Here is a 26,475-nt window from a genome sequence, read left to right as displayed (position 1 = left end):
CCGACCGGTGGCGGTCGGTACGCTCTGGCGCATGAGACGTCGTGGCCTGACGGTCCTGCTCGGTGCCCTGTTCACCGCCCTGCTGAGCATCGGGGTGCTGCGGGTGCCGATCCCGTACGTGGTGCTCGGCCCGGGCCCGACCGTCAACACCCTCGGCACGGCCGACGGTAAGGAGGTCATCCAGGTCAGCGGCCGGGAGACCTCCACGTCGGCGGGTCAGCTCCGGCTGACGACGGTGGGGGTGCAGCCGACGGTGCGGCTCCGCTCGGCGATCGCCGGCTGGTTCTCGGACGACGAGGCGGTGGTGCCGCGCGAGCTGGTCTACCCGCCGGGCGAGTCGACCGAGCAGGTCGAGCAGCGCAACGCCGAGGACTTCAAGGTGTCCCAGACCAGCGCCGAGACCGCCGCGCTGCGGGAGTTGGGCTTCCCCGTGCAGGTGGTGATCAAGACGGTGGCGGCGGATGGCCCGTCCGCCGGAGCGCTCAAGGTCGGTGACGTGGTCACCTCGGTCGACGGTAAGCCGGTGCCGGTGGCCGCCAAGGTCACCGAGCTGATCAAGGCCAAGCCGGCGGGTACGGCCCTGACCATCGGTTACACGCGCGACGGCACGCCGGCCACCGCGACGGTGACCAGCCGGGAGCAGGACGGCCGGCCACGGATCGGGGTCGAGATCGACCAGCAGCAGCCGCACCCGTTCACTCTCGACATCGACCTGGAGGACATCGGCGGACCGAGCGCCGGTCTGATGTTCGCCCTGGGCATCGTGGACAAGCTGACCCCGGCCGACCTCACCGGTGGGAAGGTCATCGCCGGCACCGGCACCATCGACGACGAGGGCACCGTCGGCCCGATCGGCGGGATCGCCCAGAAGCTGGTCGGCGCGAAGCGGGCGGGGGCCAAGGTCTTCCTGGTGCCGGCCGACAACTGCGCCGAGGCGGTCCGTAACCCGCAGCCCGACCTGCCGTTGCTGAAGGTGGGCTCGCTGGACGAGGCGCTGACCGCGTTGGAGACACTGCGCGCGGGTGGTCAGCCGACCCGCTGCTGACCCGTGTGACCGTGCCCCGACACGCTCAGGAACACCCCGTACTCTGGGTGCCTGATCGGAGCCGATCACATCGAGCGTGCGGAGCCAACAGTGGTAATGCGTAGCAGCAGCCCTCTGCCGAGGATGAGCCGGCGCGGCCGGGTCACCATCGCCGTCCTGGTCGGGGTTTTCGTGCTCTTCACCCTGCTCGGCTGGGGTGTTCAGGCGTGGACCGACTGGCTCTGGTTCGACGAGGTGAGCTACACCGAGGTCTTCACCGGTGTGCTCGTCACCCGACTGCTCCTCTTCCTCGTCATCGGTCTCGGCATGGCGGTGGTCGTCGGCGGCAACCTGTGGCTGGCGTACCGGCTGCGGCCGCGGCTGCGTCCGCACTCGGTGGAGCAGGCCACGCTGGAGCGCTACCGGACGGTGCTCACCCCGCGCCTCGGCACGTGGATCGCGTTGGCCGCCGCCGTGATCGGCCTCTTCGCCGGCCTGTCCGCGCAGAGCCGGTGGGGCCAGTGGCTGCTGTTCCGCAACGGTGGCGACTTCGGCGTCAAGGACCCGGAGTTCGGGGTCGACATCGGCTTCTACGTCTTCCAGCTTCCGTTCTGGCGCTACCTGCTCGGCGTCGGTTTCACCGCCGTCGTGCTCGCGCTGATCGGCGCGCTGGCGGTGCACTACCTCTTCGGCGGGGTCCGCCTGCAGGGCGTCGGGGACCGGATGAGCAACGCGGCACGGGCACACCTGAGCAGCCTCGTCGCGGTGTTCGTCCTGCTCAAGGCCCTCGCGTACGTGCTGGACCGGCGGGCGATGCTGCTGGAGTACAACGAGGGCGCCAAGCTGTACGGCGCCGGCTACGCGGACGTCAACGCGCTGCTGCCGGCGAAGGAGATCCTGGCGTACATCTCGGTCGTCGTGGCCATCGCGATCATCGTGTTCTCCAACGCCTGGATGCGGAACCTGGTCTGGCCGGGCATCTCGCTCGCCCTGTTGGGTGTCTCCGCGGTGGCGATCGGCGGCATCTACCCCTGGGCGGTGCAGACCTTCGAGGTGAAGCCGAGCGCCAAGGACAAGGAGGCGCCGTACATCCAGCGCAGCATCGACGCGACGCGGGCGGCGTTCGGGTTGGGCAGCACCGAGACAACCCCGTACGCGGCGAGCAACCTCACCCCACCGGCGAACCTGGCGACCGACACGTCCGTCGTGTCCAACGTGCGGCTGCTCGACCCGCAGTTGGTCAGCGAGACGTACACCCAGCTCCAGCAGGTCCGGGGCTTCTACGACTTCGGTCCCAAGCTGGACATCGACCGGTACGGGGTCAACGGCAAGACGTCCGACTACGTCGTCGGCGTCCGCGAGATCAACTACGGCGAGCTGACCGACCAGCAGAACACCTGGATCAACCGGCACACCGTCTACACCCACGGGTACGGCCTGGTGGCCGCCCCGGCGAACCAGGTGGTGTGCGGCGGGCAGCCGTTCTTCGTCTCGGGCTTCCTCGGCGAGCGGACCCAGGAGGCTTGCTCCTCGCAGACCGAGCAGATCCCCGCCAAGCAGCCGCGCATCTACTACGGCGAGCGGATGGCCGCCGACGACTACGCAATCGTCGGGCAGTCCGACCCGAACAAGAAGGCCGAGTTCGACAGGCCGGTCGGTGAGGGTGGCGGCGAGTCCTACACCTACACCGGCGAGGGCGGCGTCAAGATCGGTTCCTTCACCCGGCGGCTGCTCTACGCCATCAAGGAGCAGGAGTCGAACTTCCTGCTCTCCGAGGCGGTCAACAAGGACTCCAAGCTGCTGTACGTCCGCAACCCGCGGGACCGGGTCGAGAAGGTCGCGCCGTTCCTCACCCTGGACGGTGACCCGTACCCGGCGGTGGTCGACGGTCGGGTGCAGTGGATCGTCGACGGCTACACGACGGCCGCCACCTTCCCGTACGCCGAGCGCGTCAACCTCCAGGTCGAGACGACCGACGAGCTGACCAACCGGGGCACGTTCCAGCTGGCCCGGGAGAACGTCAACTACATGCGCAACTCGGTCAAGGCCACCGTCGACGCGTACGACGGCACCGTGACGCTGTACGAGTACGACGACACCGACCCGGTGCTCAAGGCCTGGAACAAGGCGTTCGGCGGTGACCTGGTCAAGCCGAAGGCGGACATCCCGGTCGAGTTGAACGAGCACTTCCGCTACCCGGCGGACATGTTCAAGGTGCAGCGCAACCTGCTCACCAAGTTCCACGTGACGAATCCGGGCGACTTCTACTCCGCGCAGGACTTCTGGCAGGTGCCGAACGTGCCGGACGCGCCGGACAGCGGCCAGAAGCAGCCTCCGTACTACCTGTTCACCCAGTTCCCGGGGCAGGAGAGCCCGCGCTTCCAGCTCACTTCTGCGGTCACCCCGAACGGTCGGCAGAACCTGGCCGCGTTGATCTCCGGGTCGTACGTCGACGGGAAACCCCGACTCGAGGTGCTGGAGTTGCCGGACCAGACCCGGATCTCCGGGCCGGTGCAGGTGCACCAGCAGATGACCAACAACGCGAACATCCGCCAGCAGCTCAACCTGCTCTCCAGCAACCAGGCGCAGGTGCAGTACGGCAACCTGCTGTCGCTGCCCTTCGCCGACGGGATGCTCTACGTCGAGCCGGTCTACGTGAAGAGCAACCAGCAGGACGCGTACCCGCTGTTGCAGAAGGTGCTCCTGTCCTACGGTGACGGCGGCTCGTTCGTGGCGCTCGCCGACAACATCAACGACGGCATCAAGCAGCTCGTCGAGCAGGGCAAGAAGGCCGGGCCGGGCACCTCGCCGCCGCCGACCACGGGAGGCAACCCGACCAATCCGTCGCCGAGCGCGACGCCGACGCCGGGCGGCACCACCCCGCCGCCGGGCAACGCGACTCCGCCGCCGGCCGGCGAGCTGGCCGCCGCCGCGGACCGGGTGCAGTCCGCCATCACGGAGGTCCGCGCCGCGCAGACCTCCGGGGACTTCGAGCGGTACGGCCGCGCGTTGAAGGCTCTGGACGAGGCGCTGACCGCGTTCCAGCAGGCGCAGCAGGCGGCGAACCCGGGCGGCGGCGCGCCCCCGTCGTCGTCCGCCACCCCGAGCGCGGGGACGGGCGGCTGACCAGCCGCTAGAGGAGCACATCGGAGCCCTCGACGTCGGACCCCGCCGGGTCCGGGCGTCGAGGGCTCCGTCGCATCCGTACGGTATGCCGGCCTGTCGCCTCTCCGACACGCTTTGTCCGGCCGACCCGCAACCCCGGCCGACTCCCCGCCGTCAGTGATGCATCGGGGGCGCGGACAAGGGGGCAGTCGTGAGGGACGCACAGAGCTTCGACGATTTCTACCGTGGCACCGTCCGCCGGATGATCCGGTACGGCTACGCGGTGACCGGTGACCACACCGAGGCGCAGGACGTCGTACAGGAGGCGTTCGCGCGGGCCTGGCGGCAGTGGGGGCGGCTCGCCGAGCATCCGGCGCCCGAGGCGTGGCTGCGGCTGGTGGTGTCCCGGTTGGCGAACGACCGTTGGCGGCACCTCCACCGTCGGCGGGTCCTGTTGAGCCGCGCTGGTCCGCCGCAGACCGCGCCCCCACCGGGCGAGGACGGGGTGCTGCTCGTGGGCGCGCTCCGCCAACTGCCGGCCGCGCAGCGACAGGCGCTGGCGCTGCACTACCTCTTCGACATGTCGGTCGAGGAGATCGCCCGGGAGGCCGACGTGCCGGTCGGCACGGTCAAGTCCTGGTTGTCCCGCGGTCGGTGCCGACTGGCCGTCCTGCTGCCCGACGTCCACATCGACGAACTGGAGGCGAACGATGTCCGCTGAACTTCCCGACCTGTACCGGTCGCTCACCGTCGCCGCGGACGACGTGACGGTGGCACATCCCGAGGTGGTCCGGCGGCACGCCGACCGGCGGGCCCGCGTCCGAGCGGCCGGTAGCGCGCTGGCGGTGGCGGTGCTGCTCGGTGGAATCACCGTCGGCGGACGACTGGTGTTTCCCGTGGACGGGTCCGCGCCGCTGCCGCCACCGGCCGCCACGCCGGCCGCGCCGCCGACCGGCGCGACCCCCGCGCCCGTCCCGTCGGCGTCCGCGACGCCCATGCCGTCCACGGCGGCGCGCTCGTCCTCCCCGCCGCTGCGAGCCACACCAGGGGGTACGCCCCCGACGACGCCGACCGTCGCCCCGCCCACTTCGATCCCGGACCGGGCCTTCTTCGTCCTGGCGGCCGCCAACCGGACCGGGCTGGAATCGACCGCCGCGGGGCCGGTCCTGCCGACGCTGTGCGGCGATCGCCACGCCAGCGAGTCGGCGGTGGTGCAGCGCCGCGCCCGGTCGATCGCCTACAAGCGGCCGGAGACCCGGGCGGGCAGTGTGCCGGACGGCAGTTACCGGCACAGCATCACCATCTACCGGCCCGGACACGCCGACGACGCGCTGCGCGAGCTGCGGCAGGCCGTCCGCGCGTGCCCCGAGCAGAAGATGCCCGACGACACCAGGGTCTGGCGGCAGCGACTCCTGGACCCGGGGGCGTACGGCGACGAGTCGGTGCTGTTCGAGCTGCGCGCCCCGTACCCGCAGGGCATCGGCGACCCGGGCGCGGACGAGGTGCGGTTGGTCCGGGCGATCCGGGTCGGCGACGTGGTGACGGTGCTCTGGGAGCAGGGCTGGGAGTACACCGCCGCCGAGCGCGCGCAGGTCGACGCCGACAGCCGACGGGCGGTGGCGGCGATCGAGAACTGGCTCCGTTGACGCGGTATCGGAGTCGCTTTGCGGTGCCCCGGGTCGGTGCGCTACGGTTAGCGAGCCGACGCGGGGTGGAGCAGCTCGGTAGCTCGCTGGGCTCATAACCCAGAGGTCGCAGGTTCAAATCCTGTCCCCGCTACGAGTTGAAAAGCCCGTCTCCGATCTTTCGGAGGCGGGCTTTTCGCATCGTCGGATCCTCGCGCGGACGGATTCCGTGCTGGCCCGCCGGTGACCCCCGCTGATCATCGCCGGGGCGAATGGGTTAAGCTTGAACAGCCGACGCGGGGTGGAGCAGCTCGGTAGCTCGCTGGGCTCATAACCCAGAGGTCGCAGGTTCAAATCCTGTCCCCGCTACCACGAGTACGACGGAACCCGGTCCCCTGATGGGGGCCGGGTTCCGTCGTTCCGGTCGACGTCGCCGCCGACGCGGCGGGGGCCGGCGTGAACCGGCCCCCGCACGCAGGTCACCGCAGGCCGAAGGCCCGCATGACGGTCTGGGTCACACCGCCGCCGTTACGCTGCGCGGCGGTGACCCGGATCGACACGTACTCGGCCCGGCCCGGTGCGTTCAGGGCCGCCGTCCAGGCGCCCTTGCGCTCCTTGAGGCTCTGCCGCTGCCAGGTGCGTCCGTCGTCGTACGACACCTCGAGGCCGAGCGAGGAGAGCCCGTCCTTCGCGGCCGTGCTGCCCACTACCACCGGGGTGATGGTGAGGTCGCTGCGGCGCGGCGCACGACCGGCGAGGTCCACGTCGACGGTGTAGTCCAACTGGGCCAGCGGTATCGCCTGCACGTCCGGGCCGGCAGCGGAGAAGAAGGTCCAGTCCGTACGCGTGGTCGAGGAGTACGGGCTGTACTCCGGCTTGGTCTCCGTCTCGACGGTCAGCCGGTACGGCGACTTCTCGGCCGGCAGGTCACCGGCGAACAACTCCGGCCAGTTCTCGAACTGCGTCAGTTGCCTGTCGCCCTGGTAGAGCGAGATCCGTTGCAGCATCGGGGCCCCGCCGCTGTGTGCGGTCCCGGCGTCGCCGAACCCCTGGATGTAGGCGCTCATCCCGAACTCGCCGCGGAACGGAATGTCGTAGCTCAGCAGGCGCGGTCGGGTGATGGGGCCGAACCAGCGGTCCTTCTGGACGCTGCCCGGCCGGTAGGCGATCTCATCCGTGTTCGACCGACCCCACCAGATGACGTCCGCGTACTGCTTCCACCGGATGCCGTCGCCGGTGGACACCCAGTCGGTGCGCGGCCCGGGGGCCACCGGCTGGAACCGGAACGAGGGAGCGGCCGCGTACAGGTACGGCGGGAAGTCGGTCCGCGACTCGGCGGCCGGCTTGCCGGGCGGCGGAGCGAACACGAGGTCGATCCGGGCGAGGTGCCTGGGGTCCGTCCGGGGGGACGGGTCGGCGGGTATGCCGCCCCGGTGGTAGTCGACCAGGTCGTACAGGTATCTCGACGAGGGGTGCGCGGTGACCTGGAGGCGTACCCCGCTGCGGCCGGCGGCGGTGACCTTGGCGATCAGGTCCTCGCCCTCGCCCGCGACCAGCGACGCGACCGGGAGCGGCCCGTCGGTCTCCCCGTCCGAATTTCCGTACCACTCGCTGGCCCGGCCCAGGCCGTCGTTGACGACCAGGAGCAACGCCGCGCCGGCGGCGGTCGCCGCCCGCACCCGTTCCGACGGGGGTACGTCGTCGTCCCGCCGGATGACGACGGCCTTGCCCCGGGCCGACACGCCGGTGTAGTCCGCCGTCGAGCCGGTGCCGGCGAAGACGGCGTCCAGGCGCGAGGTGCCGTCGGCCAGCGGGCGGGAACCCGGCTGCGCGAGTGGGTCACCGGTGCGTCGGCCGTTGCGGATGATCTCCAGGGGCGTCTGCTCGGCCCGGATCCGGGTGCTGAAGAGGAAGCTGCCCTGTCGTACCGTGGCCCTGGTCGGCAGCGCCCACAGGCTGTCGTAGGTGGGTCCGGGCCAGAACGTGCGCAGGGCGCCGGTGTCGCCGGGGACCGGCTCGGGGGACGTGAACGAGCGGTAGATGTCGATACGACTGTTGGTGATGGTGGTCGGCTGAGGTGTCGCTACCTTCACCTGACGGGCCTTCGAGGCGTCGAGTTCGACGACCCGGTCGGCCGTCAGCTCCAACTCCGGCACGGTCAGCATCGCGAGTCCGAGCGAGCCGTCGCCGTGCAGCCCCTTGACGTCGACGGCGCCGATCAGGGCGTAGGTGCCGGGGGCCCAGCGGCTGACGAGCTTTCCGTCCTTCACCCACATGAAGGTGGAGGCGCCGTCGGCGCCGACGATCTCGATCTCACCACTCGCCGGTCGGCCGGTGCGGTCCTTCAGGTGGATCGTGAGGTCGTACCTCTTGGACTCCACGCTGACCCCGACAGCCGTGTGCACGACGCCGGCCGCGTGGCGTGCGGTGATCCGGGCGGAGTAGCGGCCGGGGGCGAGACCCTTCGGATCCACCACGACGTCGACCGTCGAGGTGCCCCGCGCCGGCACCGTCACCCGGGCGGCACCGGCCGTGAACGTCGTGGCGGGGGCATCGGCGCCGTCGACGGAGAGCGTCAACGCGATGGCGCTGTCGGTGGTGTTGGTGTAGGTGATCTTCCGGGTGATCCGTTGCGGTTGCGTGCCGGGCGACCACCGGACAAGACCGCCGTCGACCGACCCGGTCGCGATGATCTGGTCCTGGTGGTAGGCGGCGGCCACGTTCAGCCGCCCGCTACCGGCCCGGTAGGCGCTGTAGTCGGGCGTGGGCACGCTGGTGCCCATCAGGGCGTCCTTGATCTGCCGGGCGCTCCAGGTCGGGTGCTTCTGCGCCAGCAGGGCGGCGGCCCCGGCGACGTGCGGTGCCGCCATCGAGGTGCCGCTGTCCAGCCGGTAGAAGCCCTCGCCCCACTCCATGTGCTGCGAGCGCGCCGCCAGCACGTCCACGCCGGGGGCGGTCAGGTCGGGCTTCAGGCCCTCGTCGACCATCCGGGGCCCGGCGCTGGAGAAGTCGGCCAGGTGGTCGGCGCCGTCCACCGCGCCGATGGTGAGCGCGGCGTCCGCGGTCCCCGGCGCTCCCAGGGTGTACGGGTCGGGACCGCTGTTGCCGGCGGAGACGACGAAGAGCGCTCCGGTCTCGGCGGTCAGCTGGGTGAGGGACTGGCTCAGCGGATCGTCCTGGCTGTGCCAGGCGCTGACGCCCAGGCTCATGTTGATCACCTTGGCGTGTTCGGTCCGCGCCGCCCACTCCATGCCGGCGATGATCCCCGAGATGGATCCGCCTCCGAAGTCGTCGAGCACCTTGCCGATCACCAGGTCGGCGTCGGGAGCGACGCCCTTCTCCCGGCCATCCGAGGCAGCGCCCGTACCGGCGATGGTGGAGGCGGTGTGGGTGCCGTGCCCGCCGCGGTCGATGACGTCCTGACCGGGGATGAAACTCCGGGACGCCACGATCCGGTCCGCGAGGTCCGGGTGGGTCGTGTCCACTCCGGTGTCCAGCACGGCCACCCGTACGCCGGCGCCCGTTCCTCCGGCGGCCCAGGCCGCCGGCGCGCCGACCTGCGCGGTGGTGTCGGCGAGGGCCGCCTTCGCCCGGCCGTCCAGCCACACCTTGTCTACGCCGGCCGTGAAGGAGGGCGTCGAAGGGTCGGAGGAGCGGGCCGTCGACCCCGCTGCGCCGGGCCGGTTGCCACCGGTGAGGGCGGACCAGAAGTCGGCGGCCTGCGGGCGGCGGGCGCGGATCGCCTCGCCACGGACCGACGGCAGGTCCAGGGTGGTCTCCGCGCCCGGCAGGTCGGTACGGGTGCGCAGCGCCGCCGAGCCCGCGGTGCGGGTGACGATCAGGGGGAGCGCGCCGGCCCTCGCGTCGTCGAAGCCCTGCGCGATCAGTTGGGTGACGTCGAAGAGCTGCTTGTCGAGGCGACCGGTGGCCAGGTACGGCAACGCCTCGTCCGGATACACGTAGGTGTCGCCGTCCTCGGTGGCGACGCGTACGGAGCCGGTGGCGCCCGACGGGCGGGCAACGTCCACCGTGGGCGGCGTGCCGTCGCGCCCGGGGGTGACGGTCACCCGGTCGCCGGTGATGATCGTGACCGTCACGGGTGCGCCGTGGGCGTCCGCGGCCCGGGCCGTCGGTGCCGTCGGCGGTGGGGACGCCGGAGCGCCGTGGGCTGTCGTCGGGGTGACGAGAGCGGTGACGAGGGTGACGCCCACCGCTGCTGCCGCAGATCTTCGGGTGAGAGAGAGCCGCACAGTGCCTCCAGAGATGACCAGTTGCCGAATCCGATCATCTGAATGCATTCATGTAAAGATCATCACGTTTACCGTGAGGTTGCGGGGGGATTGCGCGGGCGGCCGTGCCCGGTCCCGTGAATTCGGCGTGGACCACCGTGCCGAGGTTGCGTCCTTCGGCGAGGATGGGCGCATGTCTTCATTCGGCAAGTGGTGGGGCCGGCTCAGCGCGGTCCTCGGTGCGGTGGTCCTGGCGGTCTTCGTGCCGGTCGCGGCGTGGGCGTCCACGGGGACCGGCGAGTTGGTGGTGGAGGCGGCGCGGCGACGCCGTGGCGGCGGCTTCGGTTTCCTCGGTCTGCTGTGCTGCCTCGTGGTGGTGGCGATCATCGTGTTCCTGGTGCTGCGTTTCACGCGCAACCGTCGCGGCGGCCCGCCGCGCTGATCGGTCGGAGCTCGGGCCGCCGCGCCGATCCGTCGAGGCTCGCCCGCCGCGCTGCCGACCCCGGCTCAGCCCGCCAGGGCGCCGATGGCCTGGGACAGGAAGCGGGCGGTGGCCTCGCGGGTGCCGTCCCGCCGGACCCGGACACGCTCGGCGGCGGTGACCAGCAGGGTGCGTACCTTGGCGTGGCCCTTGGGCGGCGGCGACGGCGCCGGCCCGAGCTGGTCGGCCAGGCTGTCGCCGAGAGCGGCGGCGCGCTGCTGAGCCGGGTCGGTGATGCTGCCCTGGGTGTACCGGCGGACGGCGAGACTGGGGTTGAGGCCCCGCTCATGGCCGAGGACCGTGCCGGCCTCGCCGTTGGTGGTCAAGAAGTTGATCACGTCGGCCACGGTGTCCGGGTGCCGGGTGCCGTGGAAGCCGGCCCAGTACATCGACGCGCGGGCCCACTGCGCGCCCGACGGCCCGGGAAAGCCCACCACGCCCAGCTCGGAGTCCGTGAGTCGTTGCAGCTCCGGCAGTTGGTGGGACCAGGCGAAGGACGCGGCCGTGAGGCCGGTGACCACCGGCTGCCGGGACGGTTCCCCGCTGTCGGCCTGCTCGACGAGGGCCGCGCCCGGTGTGGCCCGGCCGGCCCGCGCGCGCTGCCACAGCTCGAACCAGGCGATCAGTTCGTCGGCGCCGAAGCCCAGCTCCCGACCCCGGTAGAACTCGCCGCCCTGGGAACGGAGCCACAGCCAGAGCGCGCGGTAGTCGCCGGACGCGTCCATCGTGCCGGCCACCTGATCGTCACTGGCCTCGGTGACCAGCTGCGCCCACGCGATGTAGTCCGCCCAGGACATCCCGCTGCGCGGCTCGGGCACCTGTAGCTCGCGCAGCAGGTCCCGGTTGAAGACCACGGCCGCGAGTGTCTGCCCGGCGGCGATACCGGTCGTCCGCCCATCCACCGTGCCGTACCGGACCAGACCCTCCGGCAGGCCACGCAGGTCCAGGCGGTGAGCGGCGATCGGCTCGGTCAGGTCGAGCGTGATCTGGCGCTGGGTGTACTCGGCCAGCATCGAGTCGTCGAGCTGGATCAGGTCCGGGACGTTGCCCCCGGCCGCCTGGGTGGCCAGCCGCTCGTAGTAGCCGTCGGCGCCCTGCCAGGTCACCCGGAAGGTGACCCCGGGGTTGCGCTCCGAGTACAGCCGGAGGACCTTCTCGGTCAGCTCGGCCCGCTTCGCCCCGCCCCACCAGAAGACCGACAGCTCGACCGGCCCGTTTCCGGTCGAGGTCTCCGCGCCGTCGCTGCACCCGGCCAGTCCGGCGGTTGCCAGTAGGGGAGCGCCGAACAGCGCGGAGAGCACCCGGCGTCGGCCCGGGTCGGCGTCAAACCGGTCGATCGGGGGACGAACAGCGGGCACGGGGTCTCCTGGCACCGACGGACGGGGTCGGACCATTCACGCAGGCAGCGCAGGAGGGTGTCAACGTCCGTCCGGTCACCCCGGCCGGCCCGTGGGCCCAGGGGTGGCCGGAACGGACCCGGCGGCGTCACGTGGTGTACTAGGGCACGTGGAACTTCTGCACTCGGGCAAGGTCCGGGACGTGTACGCCGACGGCGACGACCTGATCCTGGTCGCGTCGGACCGCATCTCGATCTACGACGTGCCGTTGCCGACACCGATCCCGGACAAGGGTCGACTGCTCACCGCGCTCTCGCTGTGGTGGTTCGAGCAGCTCGCCGACCTGGTGCCGAACCACGTCATCTCGGCCACCGACGTGCCGGCCGAGTTCGCCGGCCGGGCCATCCGCTGCCAGCGGCTCGACATGGTCCCCGTGGAGTGCGTCGCCCGCGGCTACCTCACCGGCGGTGGCCTGCGCGAGTACGAGAGCACCGGCACGGTCTCCGGCGTACCGCTGCCCCGAGGGCTCGGCGAGGCGTCGATCCTGCCCGAGCCGATCTTCACCCCATCGAGCAAGGCGCCGGCCGGCGAGCACGACGAGCCGATCACGTACGACGACGTGGTGGCCAAGGTGGGCCAGGAGACCGCCGAGCGGCTGCGGCAGATCACCCTCGACGTCTACCGGCGCGGGGCCGAACTGGCCGCCGACCGGGGCATCCTGATCGCCGACACCAAGATCGAATTGGGCTGGGCGCCGGACGGCACCCTGGTGCTCGCCGATGAGTTGCTGACCTCCGACTCGTCGCGGTTCTGGCCGGCCGAGTCGTACCAGCCGGGCCGTGTGCAGTTCTCCTACGACAAGCAGTACGTGCGGGACTGGGCCACCGGCAGCGGCTGGAACAAGCTACCGCCCGCGCCGGACGTACCCGCCGAAGTCGTCGAGGCGACCCGCGCCCGCTACGTCGAGGTGTACGAGAAGCTGACCGGCAACCGCTGGGAGTGAATGCGGCCCCGGGCTCTCAGTGGTTCCAGGCGTCGCCTTCGAACAGCCGGGCCCACAGGTTGTCGACCACGCCCGAGGTGCCCCAGACGGTGTCCCCGTCGCCGTCCGTACCGGCCGGCGCGACCTGGGTGCCGCCGCCGTAGACGAGGTAGCCAGGCCCGGTCGGGGAACCGACCGCGTGCCGGGCGCCGCTGTGGATGCCGTAGCCCACGAAGTCGCGCTCCCACTTGGACAGGAACCCGGCGGCCACGTTGTCGAGCCCGTCGACGCTGGCCTGGACCAGATCCTTGAGCACATCGGTGTCGCCGCTGCCCAGGTGGGCGCCGACGTCGAACGCGGCCGCGCCCGCGATGGCCGCCGCCCCGCCGGTGGCGACCGCCTCGGCCATCGTCTCGATCCCCTTCAGGAAGCTGAGCGCCGACGCGGCGAACGAATTCGCCGTCGCCAGGGCGGATGCCGCGGCCGGTGCGCCGACCACCGTCGCCGAGGCCGCCGCGATGAAGGCCGCGAAGACCGCCAGGATGGTGGACACCACCGCGTACGCCACGACGAGGCAGAGCAGGGCGGCGCCGACGCAGAGCATGGTGACGCCCACGGTGACCGTGAGGACCTGGGTGCCGACGACCTGCGCGCCGTACGCGTTGATGTGCACCCCGAACGCGTCGCGGTCCTTGCCGCTCCACTGCGCCGCTGTGAGGGTCGCGATGGCGTCGTCGAGGTTGCCGTGGGCGGTGCCGAGCTGGTCGTACATGGCCAACCAGTCGCCGCCCTTGCGCATGATCGTCTCGGGGTCGCACTGGTTGAAGTAGACGATCTGGGCGATCGGCCAGGCGGCGGGGATGACCGCGGCGGCCAGGCTGATCTCCGCCATCGCGATCTTCGCGGCGGCGGCGGGGTAGGTGGGGTCTGCCATGTCGGTCTCCGGCGTCGTCAGCGGGGAGCGATGGTGCTGGCGGTCTCGGCGGCTTCCCAGTTGTCCGCCGTACGGCCCAACCGGGACCGGACCTCGGCGAGGTGCTCGCGCTTGGTGCGCAACTGCTCCTCGACGAACTCGACGGCGCCCACGTACGCGACCGCGAGCTGCGGCACCACCGAGGTGAAGTTGCTGTGTTCGATGGCGCGGGCGGACGTCAGCAGCTCGGCGCAGGCGTCGAGGGGTGGCCCGACCTGACGTTCGATCGTCTCGCCCAGCGCGCGGATCGCCGGCGGGTCAACCTCGATCATCGACTCTCCCCGTGTGCGTGATCGATGTCCATGGTGCCGGAGCGCGGACAGCCTAACAGGATCATGGATGGGCGTGAGTGCCCGTCGCTGGTAGCCTGCGACCCATGGCAGCCGGACCGTCCGCGTCGACGCCCCCGGACGACTACGTGACCCGGATGGCCCGCCGGCCGCGCTGGCAGCGGGTTCTGGTGCCGATCCTCATGCTCCTGGTCCTCCTGGTGCTGCCCATCGGCCTCGGTCGCAATCTGATCGGCGCCGAGCGGGTCAGCATCCAGGTCGAATCCTGTGAATTCGATGGTCCGAAGGCGACCGAGCGCTGCCGGGGCACCTGGAGCATGTCCGACGGGCGGGTCGTCACCGGCCCGGTGGGCGGCGGCGCCCCGCACGCCGGGGACCGGGTCGACGGCTGGGCCAACGGCGATCGGGCCACCGTCAGCCTGATGGCCTGGCTCATCGCTCCGCTGATGGTGGGCGTGGTCCTGTTGGCGGTGACGGTGGCGCTCGCCGTCGTGTTCCTGCGGGCGGCCGCGAAGCGGGTGCGGCGCGCCCGCTGACCCGCTCCGGGCCGGCGTCCGTCAGACCCCCAGTTGCCGCCGCAGCCGTTCCAGCATCTCCGTGCTCTCCCGGAGCGGCCCGCTGACCATGTCGTTGAGCTGCGCCAGCTTCGCCTGCGCCGCCGCCGGATCGTGCACGAGCGTCGCCGGCCCGGCCGGACCACCCAACTCGCGCATCACCTCGCTCGTCGCCCGTGCCAGGTCGGTGCGAGCCTCGCGCAGGAGACCGGCGACCAGCTCCGACAACTCGGCGGCGGGCAGTCGCAGGGCCCGTGGGTCGATGTGGAGTTCCCGGGCCGGGTCGTCGGCGGTGCAGGTGACGCGGACCAGTCCGTTCTCGCTCTCCGCGTGACCGGTCAATCCGGTCAACCGGCCGCGCAGTTCCTCGCCGCGGCTCAACTGCTCCCGCATCCGTGCGGCCAACTGCGCCATCACGTCCGTGTTCGGTGTGCCGCCGATCGGCCCGCTCATCGTGCCCCTCCCGCTGTCGTCGGACTGACCGGCCGACGGTACCCACCGCGGCCCACCGACGGGGGGTCGGACCATTGTGGAGCGCGGATCAGCCCAGGCTCACGTAGATCCCGACGCCGACCAGCAGCACGGTCACGCTGACGGTGAGCAGCGAGACGAACGGGACCAGCACCGATGACCTTCCCACGACGCTCGGCGATTCGACGAGGATCCGGTTCGGACGCTCGGGCTCGTACACCACGGTGACCGGCCCGGGCGCGGCCGACAGCGGGGTCTGCCGGAAGCGCCCCGGCGTCGCCGTCACCTCGGAACCGTCGGCAAGGCGGTACCGCACCACGGGATAGTAGGTGCGGGGACCGTTCCCCCGGGTGACCGGACGGAGCTCCACCACCTCACCCGGCGTCCGTAGGCCCCGACGCAGCAGGCCGAGGTCGCGCCGGAACCGGACGAGGGCGTACGCGATCCCGGCCAGGCCGAGGCCCGCCAGGATGATCAGGACCACCTGCGGCATGACTCACTCCTCCCAGTCGAGCGTGCGCTGCACGGCCTTGCGCCACTGACGCAACTCCCTCTCCCGCAGCTCCGGGGCCATCGTCGATTCCCACTGCGCATCCGAGCGCCACTGCTTGCGCAGGGTGGCCAGGTCGGGCCAGAAGCCCACCGCCAGACCGGCGGCGTACGCGGCGCCGAGGCAGGTGGTCTCGGTGATCCGGGAGCGGACCACCGGGACGTCGAGCACGTCGGCGAGGAACTGCATGAGCAGCGCGTTGGCGGTCATCCCGCCGTCCACCCGGAGCCGGCGCAGCGCCACGTCGGAATCGGCGTCCATCGCGTCGACCACCTCGCGGGTCTGCCACGCCGACGCCTCCAGCACCGCCCGGGCCAGGTGCCCCTTCGTGATGTAGCCGGTCAGGCCCGCGATCACCCCGCGCGCGTCGCTGCGCCAGTGCGGAGCGAAGAGACCGGAGAACGCCGGTACGACGTAACAGCCGCCGTTGTCGTCCACGCTGCGGGCCAGGTCCTCCACCTCGGCCGCGGAGGAGATCAGCCCAAGGTTGTCCCGCAGCCACTGCACCAGCGATCCGGTGACCGCGATGGCGCCCTCCAGGGCGTACGCCGGTGGTTGGTCCTTGATCCGGTAGGCGACCGTGGTGAGCAGGCCGTGCGTTGACGGCACCGGGCTGGCCCCCGTGTTGAGCAGGAGGAAGCTGCCGGTGCCGTAGGTGCACTTGGCCTCGCCGGGCTGGAAGCAGGTCTGCCCGAACAGGGCGGCCTGCTGGTCGCCGAGCGCGCTGGCCACCGGCACCCCGGCGAGGACGCCGCCGGCCGTCCCGTACACCTCGGCCGAGCAGCGGATCTCGGGCAGCATCGCGGCGGGCACGCCCAGCGCGTCCAGCAGTTCCGGAGCCCAGTCGAGGGTGGTGAGATCCATCAGCAGGGTCCGGCTGGCGTTGGTCACGTCGGTGACGTGCTCGCCGGTGAGCTTCCAGATCAGCCAACTGTCCATCGTGCCGAACAGCACCTCACCGCGTTCCGCGCGCTCGCGCAGGCCGTCGACCTCGTCGAGCAGCCACCGCAGTTTCGGGCCGGCGAAGTAGGTGGCCAGCGGGAGACCCGTGCGGGCCCGGAACCACTCCTCGCCGTACGCCGAGGCGAGCTCGCGCAGCAGCGGCCCGGTGCGGGTGTCCTGCCAGACCACGGCGTTGGCCACCGGCCGGCCGGTGGCCCGTTCCCAGACGACGGTGGTCTCCCGCTGGTTGGTGATGCCCACGGCGGCGAGCCCCGACGGATCGACACCGGCGGACCGCAGCGCCTCGGCGACCACCTGCTGGACGTTGTCCCAGATCTCCTCGGCGTCGTGCTCCACCCACCCGGGGCGGGGAAAGATCTGCCGGTGCTCGCGCTGGGCCGCGGCGACGATCTCACCGGCGGAGTCGAACACGATGCACCGCGAGGAGGTGGTGCCCTGGTCGATGGCGGCGACGTACTGGGGGGTCACGGCAGCACCGTACCCGCAGCGGCGGCATGGTGCGACAAGCGTCACGTCGGCCGCCACGTCGCCTACGATGTGCGAACGTGCGCGACATCGCCGTTTTCAGTGGAACTGCCCACCCCGACCTCGCCGCCGAGATCTGCGCCCACCTGGGGGTGCCGCTGCATCCGGTACGGGTCTCCCGGTTCGCCAACGACTGTCTCGAAGTGCAGTTGCAGGCCAACTGCCGGGAGCGGGACGTCTTCCTGATCCAGCCCCTGGTGCCACCCGTGCAGGAAAATCTGGTCGAGCTCCTGCTGATGATCGACGCGGCGCGCGGCGCGTCCGCCGGCCGGATCACGGTGGTGCTGCCGCACTACGCCTACGCCCGCTCGGACAAGAAGGACGCGCCCCGGATCTCGATCGGCGCCCGGCTCGTCGCCGACCTGCTGACCTCGGCGGGAGCGGATCGGGTGCTCGCACTGACCCTGCACTCGCCGCAGGTGCACGGCTTCTTCAGCGTCCCCGTCGACCACCTGCACGCGCTGCGGGAGTTGGCCACGCACTTCCGCCGCTACGACCTGAGCAACACCGTGGTGGTCTCGCCCGACCTGGGCAACGCCAAGGAGGCGGCCGCCTTCGCCCGCCTGCTCGGCACGCCCGTCGCGGCCGGCGCGAAGCAGCGGTTCAGCGACGACCTGGTCAAGATCAGCGCGGTGATCGGTGAGGTCGCCGACCGGGACGTCATCGTGCTGGACGACGAGATCGCCAAGGGCAGCACTGTGATCGAGTTGATGGAGCACCTGCGTGACCTGAAGGTCCGCTCGATCCGGCTGGCCTGTACGCACGGCCTGTTCTCCGGCGACGCGTTGCGCCGGCTCAGCGAACAGGACGGCGTACTGGAGATCGTCTGCACCAACACCGTCCCCATCGCGGCCGAGAAGCGGGTAGCGAAACTCCAAGTCCTCTCAGTCGCCCCCGCCCTGGCCGAGGCGGTGCGCCGGATCCACAACGGCGAGTCAGTCTCCGCCCTCTTCGGCTAAACACCCCCGCCCCGCCCCCGCTTCCGCCTCGCCGATCTTGCACTTTCTGTTGCCCGAATGTCGCCTTGGGGCCGCTTTGTCGCCACCGAAAGTGCAAGATCGACGCGGCGGGGGGTGGGGCCGCGGGGGCGACGGGGGTGGGGGTTAGGGCTGGGGGAGGGTGGTGGTTATTCGGACGGTGGTGCCGGCTGAGCTGGTGGCGATCTCCATGGCGTCGGTCAGCTCGCGGGCCAGCCAGAGGCCCCACCCGCCGGCGGTTTCCGGGGCGGGTCGGCGCCGGTCACCCAGCCGCTGCGGGGTGATGCCGTGCCCGTGGTCCGCCACCTCGCAGAGCAGTTCGCCGGGCTCCCGCCAGAGCCGCAGCCACCCGCGCCCGCCGCCGTGCCGCACCGCGTTGGTGATCAGCTCGTTGACGGCGAGCACGAAGTCGTCCAGTCGTTGGCCGTCGAGGCCGCAGGCGTGCGCGCAGGAGGTGACCGAGTGTCGAATCTCGGTCACCTGGGCCTGGTCGAAGGCCTCGGCGATCAGGAGGGAGGGTTCGATGGGCACAACCGTACGCGGTGCGTGCGGATCTGCGTTCGTCATGGCCCTGTCCCGGCAGCGGATCTCGGAATACTTCGCGGCTTTTTAACCGTACGTCAGGGTTTCCTGGACCGCACGACGTGGCCCCGCGATACCGACCCGGCTGTGGCATCCTGACCGCCATGCCGTCGCCGCCGGGTGGTTTCGAGGTGCCGCTCTGGCGGGCGCTCACCGTGTTCCGGCTGGCCTCCCTCGCGTACGTCGGCGTGCTCGCCGTACGCGACGTCGACCGGTACGCCCACCCGATCGTCGTCGGCGCCCTGGTGCTGGTGATGGTCATCTGGACCGGGGTGACCGCCGTCGCGTACGCCCGACCGGCCTGGCGTCGCTGGCCACTGCTGCTGGCAGACCTCGGCGTGGTGATCGCCATCGTGCTGTCCAGCCCCTGGGCGGTGGGGCGGCAGGCGCTCGGTCACGGCGTACCCACTCTCGGGGTGGCCTGGATGGCCGGCCCGGTGCTGGCCTGGGCCGTCTCCGGCGGCCGGCGGCGCGGCACGGTGGCCGCGCTGCTGGTGGCCGGCGCGGACCTGGCCACCCGGGAGCGGATCGGCCAGTCCTCCTTCACCGGGGTGATCCTGCTGCTGCTCGCCGGGGTGGTGGTCGGGCACGTCGCCCGGCTCGCCGCGACCGCCGAGGAACGCCTGCAACACGCGGTGGAGATGGAGGCGGCCACCCGGGAGCGGGAGCGGCTGGCCCGCGACATCCACGACTCGGTCCTCCAGGTGCTGGCGCTGGTGCAGCGGCGCGGCGCGCACCTGCCCGGCGAGGCCGGCGAGTTGGCCCGGCTCGCCGGTGAGCAGGAGGCCGCGCTACGCGCCCTGATCGTCGGCACCACGCCCGTCGCCGTCACCGGAGCGGACGCGGTGGACCTGCGGGACCTGCTCGGCCGGTACGCCTCGACGGCGGTGTCGCTCTCGGCGCCCGCCACCCCGGTGACCCTGCCCCGGCAGGTGGCCGGCGAGTTGGCGGCCGCCACCGGCGCGGCTCTGGACAATGTCGGTCGCCACGCCGGGGGACGGGCCTGGGTGCTCATCGAGGACGAGGGGGAGACCGTGACCGTGTCCATCCGTGACGAGGGGCCGGGCATCGAGGAGGGCAGGCTGGCCGAGGCCGCCGCGCAGGGGCGGCTGGGTGTCGCCCAATCGATCCGCGGCCGGGTCGCCGACCTGGGCGGGACGGTCCGGATCATGTCGAGCCCCGACGCCGGCACCGAGATCGAGCTGACCGTGCCGAGGGCACGGCCGTGACCGCCGTGCGGGTGATGGTGGTCGACGACCATCCGATGTGGCGTGAGGGCGTGGCGCGGGACCTGGCGGAGGCCGGCTTCCTGGTCGTGGCGACCAGCGGCGAGGGGCGGCAGGCGGTCCGGGTCGCCGCCGCCGTCCGACCCGACGTGGTCGTGCTCGACCTGCAACTACCGGACATCTCCGGTGTCGAGGTGGTGGTCGGGCTGCGCGCCGTACTGCCCGACGTGCGGGTACTCATGCTCAGTGCCAGTGGCGAGGAGCAGAGCGTGCTCGACGCGGTCAAGGCGGGCGCCACCGGTTACCTGGTGAAGTCGACGGCGCCGGCCGAGTTCCTCGACGCGGTACGCCGCACCGCCGACGGCGACCCGGTCTTCACGCCCGGCCTGGCAGGGCTGGTGCTGGGGGAGTACCGCCGGCTGGCCGCCGGGCCGGAGGCCGACACCGCCGACGACGGTGAGCCGGGGACGCCCCGGCTCACCGGTCGGGAGACCGAGGTGCTGCGACTGGTGGCCAAGGGGATGTCGTACAAGCAGATCGCCCAGCGGCTCGGCCTGTCCCACCGCACCGTGCAGAACCACGTGCAGAACACGCTGGGCAAGCTGCACCTGCACAACCGTGTCGAGTTGACCCGCTACGCCATCGAGCGCGGCCTGGACGACTAGCGCGCGCCTCAGACCGAGCGCGGCGGCTCGGTCTCGTGGATGGCCAGCTCCTCGGCGGTCGCCCCGCCACCGGCCGAGCCGGCGTCGTACGCCACGGAGTCGGTCTCCTGGTCGGTGTGCGCCCCCTCGTCCGGTTCCACCAGCCGGCCCACGGTCGCGTCGGCGACCGTGCCGAGTTGACCGTGGTCGTAGAGGGAGACCGGGGAGTTGGGATCCGAGGTGGGACCCGGGTCCATCACGTCGGCGTCGAGCTGGGCCTCCGCCGCGGCGGCCTCGTTCTCCGCCTCGAAGGCGATCTTCGGGTCGACCGGGCCGGCGAGCGGGTCGTCCACCGGGCGTTCGTACACCTCCCGACCGAGCTTGTAGTCCAACGACTCCCCGTCGAGCTGCTCCTCGGCGGTCGTCCCGAAGCGGTCCACCGCCACCGGCGTCCGGTCCCCGGGCAGCTGGGCCGGCTCGGGGCCGTCCGCCTCACGCCCGGTGAGCACGTCGTCGTTGGCGGACGAGTCGTCATCGGCGGTGTCGGGCAGACCGTTCGCCTCGGGGTCGGACACGGGGGTCGGGTACTCGTTGTCGCGCATGTCTGATCACTACCCGCTGCCCTCCCGCCGTAACCGGGGCAGGGCCCGCCATCAGCGGGCCGACCGGGATCGGCGGTTGATCGCGGCCATCGTGCCGACGGCGGTGCCGGCCGCGGCGAGACCGAACGCCGCCGTCATCCGCACCAACTGACGCCGTCGACCGTGCCAGCCGCCGTCCCGGCTGGCCTGCCCGTCGGCGTGGAACACGTTGCCCGTGCTGTCCACCCGGGCGCCCGGGCCGAACTGGGTGCGGTGGGCGTACCAGCCGAGGGTCCGCTCGACCAGCGCGGGCGCGAGCCGCCACTGGAGGCCGAGCAGCCGGGCGGCGCCACCGGCGTACGCCTCCCGGCGCGGTCGGCGCAGCAGCCGCACGATCGTCTGGGCGACCACCTCCGGCGGGTAGATCGGCGGAGGTGGCACCAGCTCGCGACCGCTGTGGTTGGCCGCGTGCCGGAAGAACGGGGTGTCGATGGTGGCCGGCAGCACGGTGCAGACGGAGATCTGCCCTCGACCGGTGACCCGCAGTTCCTGCCGGACCGTGTCGGCCAGGCCGCGGATGCCGTGTTTGGCGGCGTTGTACGCCGACTGGTACGGCATCGCCACCTCCGCCAGCACCGAGGCGTTGTTGACCAGCACGCCCCCGCCGGCCGCTTCCAGGTGCGGCAGCGCGGCCTTGATGCCGTGCACCGTGCCCAGCAGGTTGACCTCCAGTACGCGCCGGAACTCGGCGACCGGGATCTCGTCGAACAGACCCACCGCGCTCACCGCGGCGTTGTTCACCCAGGCGTCGACGCGGCCGAATTCGACCACCGCCCGCTCGGCGAGGCGCTGCACGGAATCGAGGTCGGTCACGTCGGTGGGTACGGCCAACGCCCGGCCGCCCAGTTGCCGGCAGCGCTGCGCGACCTGCTGGAGCGCCTGCTCACTGCGGGCGGCGAGGACCACGGCGGCGCCACGCCGTGCCAGTGCGTACGCGGTGGCGGTGCCGATCCCGCTGGACGCACCGGTGATCACCACGGTCGAGTCGTCGAGGCTCCGGGTCAGCGGCATCTTTCAGCGGTACCCCGGCTCGGGGCTGGTCATACCACCGGCCGACGACGATCCGATTCGGGACCGGTGTGATTGCCGTGGCGCAAGTGTCGGTGGCACCTGCGGTGACTGTTCCCGATCTGCCAGGTTTCGACTCGGGGCCCGCAGGTTAATGGGACGCTCTGACCGGGACCGCCGAGGAAGAGATCGCAGGGAGGTGACCCATGCGCGTCGGCCTCGTCTGCGCGCACAGCAGTTCGTACCGGCACGCCGACGGCCCGCCGGTCGGCACCCGACAACACATCGCGCGGGTCGCCGCCGAGCTGGCTGGCAGAGGCCATGATGTCCGCATCTACGAGCGCCGGGACGACCCGGACCTGCCGGCGACGGTGGACGTCGACGGCTACCAGGTGCACCGGGTGCCCGTCGGGCCTCCGACCGCCCTGGCCACCGCCGGACTCGTCCCGCACGTCACCGAGTTCGGGCGCTGGCTGACCGACGAGTGGGGCGGCGCCTGGCGTCCCGAGGTGGTGCACGGGCACTACTGGATCGGAGGGCTGGCCGCCGCGCACGCCGTCCGGGAGACCGACATCCCGGTCGTACAGACCTTCCACTCGCTCGGCGTGGAGCAGTTGCGCCACCTCGGTGGCGGGTACGACGGCCCGGGGGAGCGCATCCCGCTGGAACGGGCGCTGACCCGGGCGGTGGACATCGCCGTGGCCCAGTCCAACGACGAGGTGGACGAGTTGACCCGGATGGGTCTGCAACGGACCTCCGTGGCGATGGTGCCGGCCGGGGTGGACACCGCGCAGTTCCACCCGGACGGCGAGGCGGCTCCGCGTGAACAGCGGGCCCGGATCCTCTCCGTCGGCGGGCTGTCGCCGGGGCACGGCCAGGACGACCTGATCCGGGCGATGCGGCTGGTCGGTGACGCCGAACTGGTGATCGCCGGCGGCCCACCGGCCGACCAACTGTCCAACCACACCGAGGCGCGACGCCTGCGCGAGCTGGCCGAGCGCGCCGGGGTCGCCGAGCAGGTACGCCTCGTCGGAGCGGTACCGCACGACCAGATGGCGACCTGGTACCGCTCGGCCGACGTGGTGGCCTGCACCCCGCACTACTCCTCGGCCGGACGCGTCTCGCTGGAGGCGATGGCGTGCGGGGTACCGGTCGTCGGCTACGCGATGGGCGGCCTGGCGGACGCCGTCGTCGACGAGGTCACCGGCCGCCTCGTGCCACCCGGCGACGTCCGGACGCTGGGGCTGTCCCTGCGCCGGCTGCTCGCCGACAACGCCGGCCGGTTCGCCTACGGTCATGCCGCCGTGGACCGGGTCCGCAGCAGCTACACCTGGGAGCGGACCGCCGGGGCGCTGGAACGCCTCTACGAGCGGGTGGTGAGCCGCCGCAAGCCCGTCGAAGCCTGAGACGACAGCAGCCCACGCCGCGTCCGTGCGACGCGGCGTGGGCTGTTTGTCAGGCGGGTCGGCCGGCGCCGACCATGTCCCGGTCACGGCGGCGTGCCGCCGCGCGGTGCTGCTGCGGCTGGGCGTACCGGGTCAGGCCGATCACGGCGGCCAGGGTGACCAGGAAACCGGCGGCGGCCAGCCACTCCCGCCCCGGCCAGATCTTGTCGTTGAGCAGCAGCAGGCCGACGATCGCCGCGGGCACCGCTCCGGCGGCGTCCATGGCGGCGACGGCGGCGGTCGTCGAACCGCGCTGCATGGCCAGGCCGAGCAGCAGTTGGCCGACGATCGAGTGGCCGATCAGCAGGTAGAACAGCGGATCGGCGAGGAACGCCTCGGCCGACGGCGCGGAGGCCAGGGGCCGGGCCGCGACCGCCGCCGAGGAGAACGCCAACCCGGCCAGCGAGCCCAGCGCCACCGAACCGGGGGCGCCGTGCAGTCGGACGGCGAAGATACCGAGCACCGCGATGACTCCGAGCGCCACCAGCAGGGCCACCGAGCCGGCGGTGCCGAGCTGCTTCGACGGCGCCGGCCGTGCGGCCAGCACCAACGCGGTGATCCCGGCGAAGAGCAGGGCCAACAGGGCCACCTCCGCCATCGGCAACCGCCACTTCAGCACCAGCACACCGATGATCGCGGTCACCCCGAGGCCGGCCGCCACGCTCGCCTGCACCAGGAACAGGGGCAGATCGCGCCGGGCCAGGAACGCGAGCACGAAACCGCCGATCTGGCAGGTCAACCCGACCAGGTACGTCCGGTGCCCGGCCAGCCTCAGCAGCAGACCCGGATCGAAGGTGTGGTGCACGGTGGTGCGGGCCGCGGCGACCGACTGGAGGAGGTTGGCGAAGCCGTACGCGACGATCATCGCCGCGAGGAAGCACCAGCCGGAGGAGACCACCTGGCGAGGATAGAGGTTGTCGGGAGTCAGCGCTCGGCTGGTCGATCCAGCAGGGTGAGGATGTCGGCGTGCAGCACACCGTTGGTGGCCACCACGCTGCTCTCGGTGCCGGGCTCGCCCGTCGGCGCGGGCCGACCGGTCAGATCGGTGATCGTGCCGCCCGCCTCGGTCACGATCGGCACCACCGCCGCCACGTCCCACAGGGACAGTTCCGGCTCGACCATCACCTCCAACGCCCCCTCGGCGAGCAGCATGTAGCCGTAGAAGTCGCCGTACGCCCGGCTGCGCCAGCCGGCTCGCAGCAGGTCGAGCATCGCGTCGAGGCGTCCGGCGTCCTCCCAGCCGGTCAGCGACGAGTAGCAGACGCTGGCGTCGGCGACGCTGCGGACCGCCGAGACGCCGATCCGCTCGCCCGCGGCGGGACCCGGACCGGCGTACGCGCCCCCGCCCGCGCTCGCCCACCAGCGCCGTCCCAGCGCGGGAGCGGACACCACGCCGACCGCCGGACGGTCACCGTCGTACAGCGCGATGAGGCTGGCCCACACCGGCACCCCACGGACGAAGTTCTTGGTGCCGTCGATCGGGTCGACGATCCACCGCCGGCCACCCGGTCCGGTGGCCGGCTGCGCGCCGTACTCCTCACCGAGCAGCCCGTCGGCGGGCCGGTGTTCGGCCAGCAGCGTCCGGATCTCCCGCTCCACGGCGGTGTCCGCGTCGGAGACCGGTGTCAGGTCCGGCTTCGTGTCCACCCGCAGGTCGAGCGCTCGGAACCGGGCCGTGGCGATGGCGTCGGCGCGGTCCGCGAGCAGGTGGGCGAGGGCGAGGTCGTCGGCGTACCCGGTCATGCCGGCAACCTAGCCGACGTCCACCGGGTCACTCGTCGGGCCCGCGCCGGTCGCCCTCGCCAGGCCCGCGCTGGTCGCCCTCGCCGCGCGCGTCGCCGTCGCCGGCGCGGGAGGCCAGCAACCGGCGGTACGACGCCAGCCGGCGCGGATCGGCCTTGCCGGCGGCCACCCAGGCGTCCAGCCCGCAGTCGGCCTCGTCGGCGGTGTGCGGGCAGTTGGGCGGGCAGTCGACGGTGCCCTCCACCAGGTCGGGAAACCCGTGCAGCAGGCTGTCGGCGGAGACGTGCGCCAGCCCGAAACTGCGGATGCCGGGGGTGTCGATGATCCAGCCCGGGTCGGTGTCGACGCCGGGCACCGCTGGCAGCCGCAGCGCCACCGCGCTGGTGGAGGTGTGCCGGCCGCGACCGATGGCGCTGACCACCCCGACCGCGCGTGCGGCGTCCGGGACGAGACGGTTCACCAGCGTCGACTTGCCCACCCCGGAGTGCCCGACCAGCACGGACACCCGACCGCTGAGCAGCGCGCGCAGCGCGTCGAGGTCGGAGTCGGGGCGGTTGAGCACGTACGGCAACTCCAGCTCCGTGTAGTAGCCCAGCACCTCCTCCGGGCCGGCCAGGTCGGCCTTGGTGAGGCAGAGCAGCGGCTCGACGTCCGCGTCGTACGCGGCCACCAGGCAGCGGTCGATGAACCCGGTGCGCGGCGGCGGGTCGGCCAACGCGCTGACGATCACCAACTGGTCCGCGTTGGCCACGACGACCCGCTCCAACCGACCCTCGGCGGTGGTCTCGTCGTCGTCGGCCGTACGGCGCAGCACCGAGCGACGCTCGGCGATCCGGACGATCCGGGCGAGAGCCCCCTGCGCGCCGGAGGTGTCCCCGACGAGGCTGACCCGGTCGCCCACGACCACCGACTTGCGGCCCAGCTCCCGGGCCCGCATCGCGGTCACCGTCGGCAGCTCGGCGCCGACCACGCCGCGTTCGGCGCCGGACAGCACGCACTGGTAGCGGCCCCGGTCGACGGCGATGACGAAGCCGTCCACCGCGTCCTCGTGCCGGGGCCGGGTGCGCGTACGCGGACGCGAGGACTTGCCGGGCCTCACC

24 protein-coding genes and 2 tRNA genes are annotated in these 26,475 nt (G+C 72.1%); 13 read left to right on the top strand and 13 right to left on the bottom strand.

The window, feature by feature from the left end; all coding sequences use genetic code 11:
• Positions 1 to 31: 31 nt before the first annotated feature.
• The 6 genes from ACQPZK_RS26720 to ACQPZK_RS26695 all read left to right on the top strand — a co-directional run bounded on the left by ACQPZK_RS26720 (position 32) and on the right by ACQPZK_RS26695 (position 6,126).
• A complete protein-coding gene (locus ACQPZK_RS26720) occupies positions 32 to 1,045 on the top strand; it encodes a YlbL family protein (protein WP_433535573.1) in 1,014 nt (337 codons plus the stop codon).
• Between the two features lie 96 nt (positions 1,046 to 1,141).
• On the top strand, positions 1,142 to 4,150 hold the full coding sequence (locus tag ACQPZK_RS26715) for a UPF0182 family membrane protein (protein WP_433535572.1): 3,009 nt from the start codon (positions 1,142 to 1,144) through the stop codon (positions 4,148 to 4,150).
• A 190-nt stretch (positions 4,151 to 4,340) separates the two neighbouring features.
• Positions 4,341 to 4,850 (top strand): SigE family RNA polymerase sigma factor, encoded by a 510-nt coding sequence (locus ACQPZK_RS26710; RefSeq protein WP_433535571.1) that lies wholly within the window; start codon positions 4,341 to 4,343, stop codon positions 4,848 to 4,850.
• Positions 4,840 to 5,775: a hypothetical protein gene (locus ACQPZK_RS26705; protein WP_433535570.1), complete on the top strand. Its 936-nt coding sequence runs from the start codon at positions 4,840 to 4,842 to the stop codon at positions 5,773 to 5,775. Before ACQPZK_RS26710 ends, ACQPZK_RS26705 begins: the two co-directional genes overlap by 11 nt.
• A gap of 59 nt (positions 5,776 to 5,834) precedes the next feature.
• A tRNA-Met gene (locus ACQPZK_RS26700) sits at positions 5,835 to 5,908 on the top strand.
• Positions 5,909 to 6,049: 141 nt separating this feature from the next.
• Positions 6,050 to 6,126 (top strand) — tRNA-Met (locus tag ACQPZK_RS26695).
• Between the two features lie 107 nt (positions 6,127 to 6,233).
• On the opposite strand, the gene ACQPZK_RS26690 is transcribed toward ACQPZK_RS26695, so the two are convergent.
• Positions 6,234 to 9,965, bottom strand: coding sequence for a S8 family serine peptidase (locus tag ACQPZK_RS26690; RefSeq protein ID WP_433535569.1), 3,732 nt, complete (start codon positions 9,963 to 9,965; stop codon positions 6,234 to 6,236).
• Positions 9,966 to 10,176: 211 nt separating this feature from the next.
• On the opposite strand from ACQPZK_RS26690, the gene ACQPZK_RS26685 reads away from it, so the two are divergent.
• Positions 10,177 to 10,425, top strand: a complete 249-nt coding sequence (locus tag ACQPZK_RS26685; protein WP_433535568.1) for a hypothetical protein — start codon at positions 10,177 to 10,179, stop codon at positions 10,423 to 10,425.
• A gap of 65 nt (positions 10,426 to 10,490) precedes the next feature.
• Here the strand turns inward: ACQPZK_RS26685 and ACQPZK_RS26680 are convergent, their stop codons facing one another.
• Positions 10,491 to 11,822 (bottom strand): ABC transporter substrate-binding protein, encoded by a 1,332-nt coding sequence (locus tag ACQPZK_RS26680; protein ID WP_433535567.1) that lies wholly within the window; start codon positions 11,820 to 11,822, stop codon positions 10,491 to 10,493.
• A gap of 148 nt (positions 11,823 to 11,970) precedes the next feature.
• On the opposite strand from ACQPZK_RS26680, the gene ACQPZK_RS26675 reads away from it, so the two are divergent.
• Positions 11,971 to 12,804 carry a phosphoribosylaminoimidazolesuccinocarboxamide synthase gene (locus tag ACQPZK_RS26675; RefSeq protein WP_433535566.1) on the top strand — a complete coding sequence of 278 codons (834 nt, stop codon included), beginning with the start codon at positions 11,971 to 11,973 and terminating at the stop codon, positions 12,802 to 12,804.
• A gap of 16 nt (positions 12,805 to 12,820) precedes the next feature.
• Here the strand turns inward: ACQPZK_RS26675 and ACQPZK_RS26670 are convergent, their stop codons facing one another.
• Positions 12,821 to 13,717: a hypothetical protein gene (locus ACQPZK_RS26670; RefSeq protein ID WP_433535565.1), complete on the bottom strand. Its 897-nt coding sequence runs from the start codon at positions 13,715 to 13,717 to the stop codon at positions 12,821 to 12,823.
• A gap of 17 nt (positions 13,718 to 13,734) precedes the next feature.
• A complete protein-coding gene (locus ACQPZK_RS26665; RefSeq protein WP_433535564.1) occupies positions 13,735 to 14,028 on the bottom strand; it encodes a hypothetical protein in 294 nt (97 codons plus the stop codon).
• Positions 14,029 to 14,132: 104 nt separating this feature from the next.
• Here ACQPZK_RS26665 and ACQPZK_RS26660 point away from each other — a divergent pair, with 104 nt between their 5' ends.
• Positions 14,133 to 14,582 carry a hypothetical protein gene (locus ACQPZK_RS26660; protein WP_433535563.1) on the top strand — a complete coding sequence of 150 codons (450 nt, stop codon included), beginning with the start codon at positions 14,133 to 14,135 and terminating at the stop codon, positions 14,580 to 14,582.
• 21 nt (positions 14,583 to 14,603) lie between these two features.
• On the opposite strand, the gene ACQPZK_RS26655 is transcribed toward ACQPZK_RS26660, so the two are convergent.
• The 3 genes from ACQPZK_RS26655 to glpK form a co-directional block, all read right to left on the bottom strand.
• A complete protein-coding gene (locus ACQPZK_RS26655; RefSeq protein ID WP_433535562.1) occupies positions 14,604 to 15,053 on the bottom strand; it encodes a YbaB/EbfC family nucleoid-associated protein in 450 nt (149 codons plus the stop codon).
• Between the two features lie 88 nt (positions 15,054 to 15,141).
• Positions 15,142 to 15,564: a DUF3592 domain-containing protein gene (locus tag ACQPZK_RS26650; RefSeq protein ID WP_433535561.1), complete on the bottom strand. Its 423-nt coding sequence runs from the start codon at positions 15,562 to 15,564 to the stop codon at positions 15,142 to 15,144.
• A gap of 3 nt (positions 15,565 to 15,567) precedes the next feature.
• A complete protein-coding gene (gene glpK / locus ACQPZK_RS26645) occupies positions 15,568 to 17,052 on the bottom strand; it encodes a glycerol kinase GlpK (RefSeq protein ID WP_433535560.1) in 1,485 nt (494 codons plus the stop codon).
• Positions 17,053 to 17,129: 77 nt separating this feature from the next.
• Between glpK and ACQPZK_RS26640 the strand changes: the two genes are divergently transcribed.
• The gene (locus ACQPZK_RS26640; RefSeq protein ID WP_433535559.1) at positions 17,130 to 18,068 is read left to right on the top strand and encodes a ribose-phosphate diphosphokinase; all 939 of its coding nucleotides are present in this window, start codon (positions 17,130 to 17,132) and stop codon (positions 18,066 to 18,068) included.
• 144 nt (positions 18,069 to 18,212) lie between these two features.
• On the opposite strand, the gene ACQPZK_RS26635 is transcribed toward ACQPZK_RS26640, so the two are convergent.
• Positions 18,213 to 18,653 carry an ATP-binding protein gene (locus ACQPZK_RS26635; protein ID WP_433535558.1) on the bottom strand — a complete coding sequence of 147 codons (441 nt, stop codon included), beginning with the start codon at positions 18,651 to 18,653 and terminating at the stop codon, positions 18,213 to 18,215.
• A gap of 119 nt (positions 18,654 to 18,772) precedes the next feature.
• Here ACQPZK_RS26635 and macS point away from each other — a divergent pair, with 119 nt between their 5' ends.
• Both macS and ACQPZK_RS26625 read left to right on the top strand, forming a co-directional pair.
• The gene (gene macS, locus ACQPZK_RS26630; protein WP_433535557.1) at positions 18,773 to 19,897 is read left to right on the top strand and encodes a MacS family sensor histidine kinase; all 1,125 of its coding nucleotides are present in this window, start codon (positions 18,773 to 18,775) and stop codon (positions 19,895 to 19,897) included.
• A gap of 14 nt (positions 19,898 to 19,911) precedes the next feature.
• Complete coding sequence (locus ACQPZK_RS26625) at positions 19,912 to 20,559, top strand: response regulator (protein WP_433539329.1); 648 nt, start codon at positions 19,912 to 19,914, stop codon at positions 20,557 to 20,559.
• 8 nt (positions 20,560 to 20,567) lie between these two features.
• On the opposite strand, the gene ACQPZK_RS26620 is transcribed toward ACQPZK_RS26625, so the two are convergent.
• Together ACQPZK_RS26620 and ACQPZK_RS26615 are read right to left on the bottom strand one after the other, a co-directional pair.
• Complete coding sequence (locus ACQPZK_RS26620; protein ID WP_433535556.1) at positions 20,568 to 21,140, bottom strand: DUF5709 domain-containing protein; 573 nt, start codon at positions 21,138 to 21,140, stop codon at positions 20,568 to 20,570.
• A 51-nt stretch (positions 21,141 to 21,191) separates the two neighbouring features.
• Positions 21,192 to 22,190, bottom strand: coding sequence for an SDR family oxidoreductase (locus ACQPZK_RS26615; protein ID WP_433535555.1), 999 nt, complete (start codon positions 22,188 to 22,190; stop codon positions 21,192 to 21,194).
• A 203-nt stretch (positions 22,191 to 22,393) separates the two neighbouring features.
• Between ACQPZK_RS26615 and ACQPZK_RS26610 the strand changes: the two genes are divergently transcribed.
• Positions 22,394 to 23,593 (top strand): glycosyltransferase, encoded by a 1,200-nt coding sequence (locus tag ACQPZK_RS26610; RefSeq protein ID WP_433535554.1) that lies wholly within the window; start codon positions 22,394 to 22,396, stop codon positions 23,591 to 23,593.
• A gap of 49 nt (positions 23,594 to 23,642) precedes the next feature.
• On the opposite strand, the gene ACQPZK_RS26605 is transcribed toward ACQPZK_RS26610, so the two are convergent.
• Genes ACQPZK_RS26605 through rsgA form a run of 3 tightly spaced genes read right to left on the bottom strand, consistent with a single transcriptional unit; the run spans position 23,643 to position 26,474 of the window.
• Entirely contained in the window at positions 23,643 to 24,530 is an 888-nt protein-coding gene (locus tag ACQPZK_RS26605; protein WP_433535553.1) for a hypothetical protein, read from the bottom strand.
• A gap of 26 nt (positions 24,531 to 24,556) precedes the next feature.
• A complete protein-coding gene (gene hisN, locus ACQPZK_RS26600) occupies positions 24,557 to 25,375 on the bottom strand; it encodes a histidinol-phosphatase (protein ID WP_433535552.1) in 819 nt (272 codons plus the stop codon).
• Positions 25,376 to 25,403: 28 nt separating this feature from the next.
• A complete protein-coding gene (gene rsgA, locus ACQPZK_RS26595) occupies positions 25,404 to 26,474 on the bottom strand; it encodes a ribosome small subunit-dependent GTPase A (protein ID WP_433535551.1) in 1,071 nt (356 codons plus the stop codon).
• Position 26,475 lies beyond the last annotated feature (1 nt).

The organism is Micromonospora sp. CA-249363 (assembly GCF_050950185.1).
Lineage (GTDB): Bacteria > Actinomycetota > Actinomycetes > Mycobacteriales > Micromonosporaceae > Micromonospora.
Note: the sequence above shows the minus strand (reverse complement) of the source record. Positions and strands in the feature narration are given on the sequence as shown.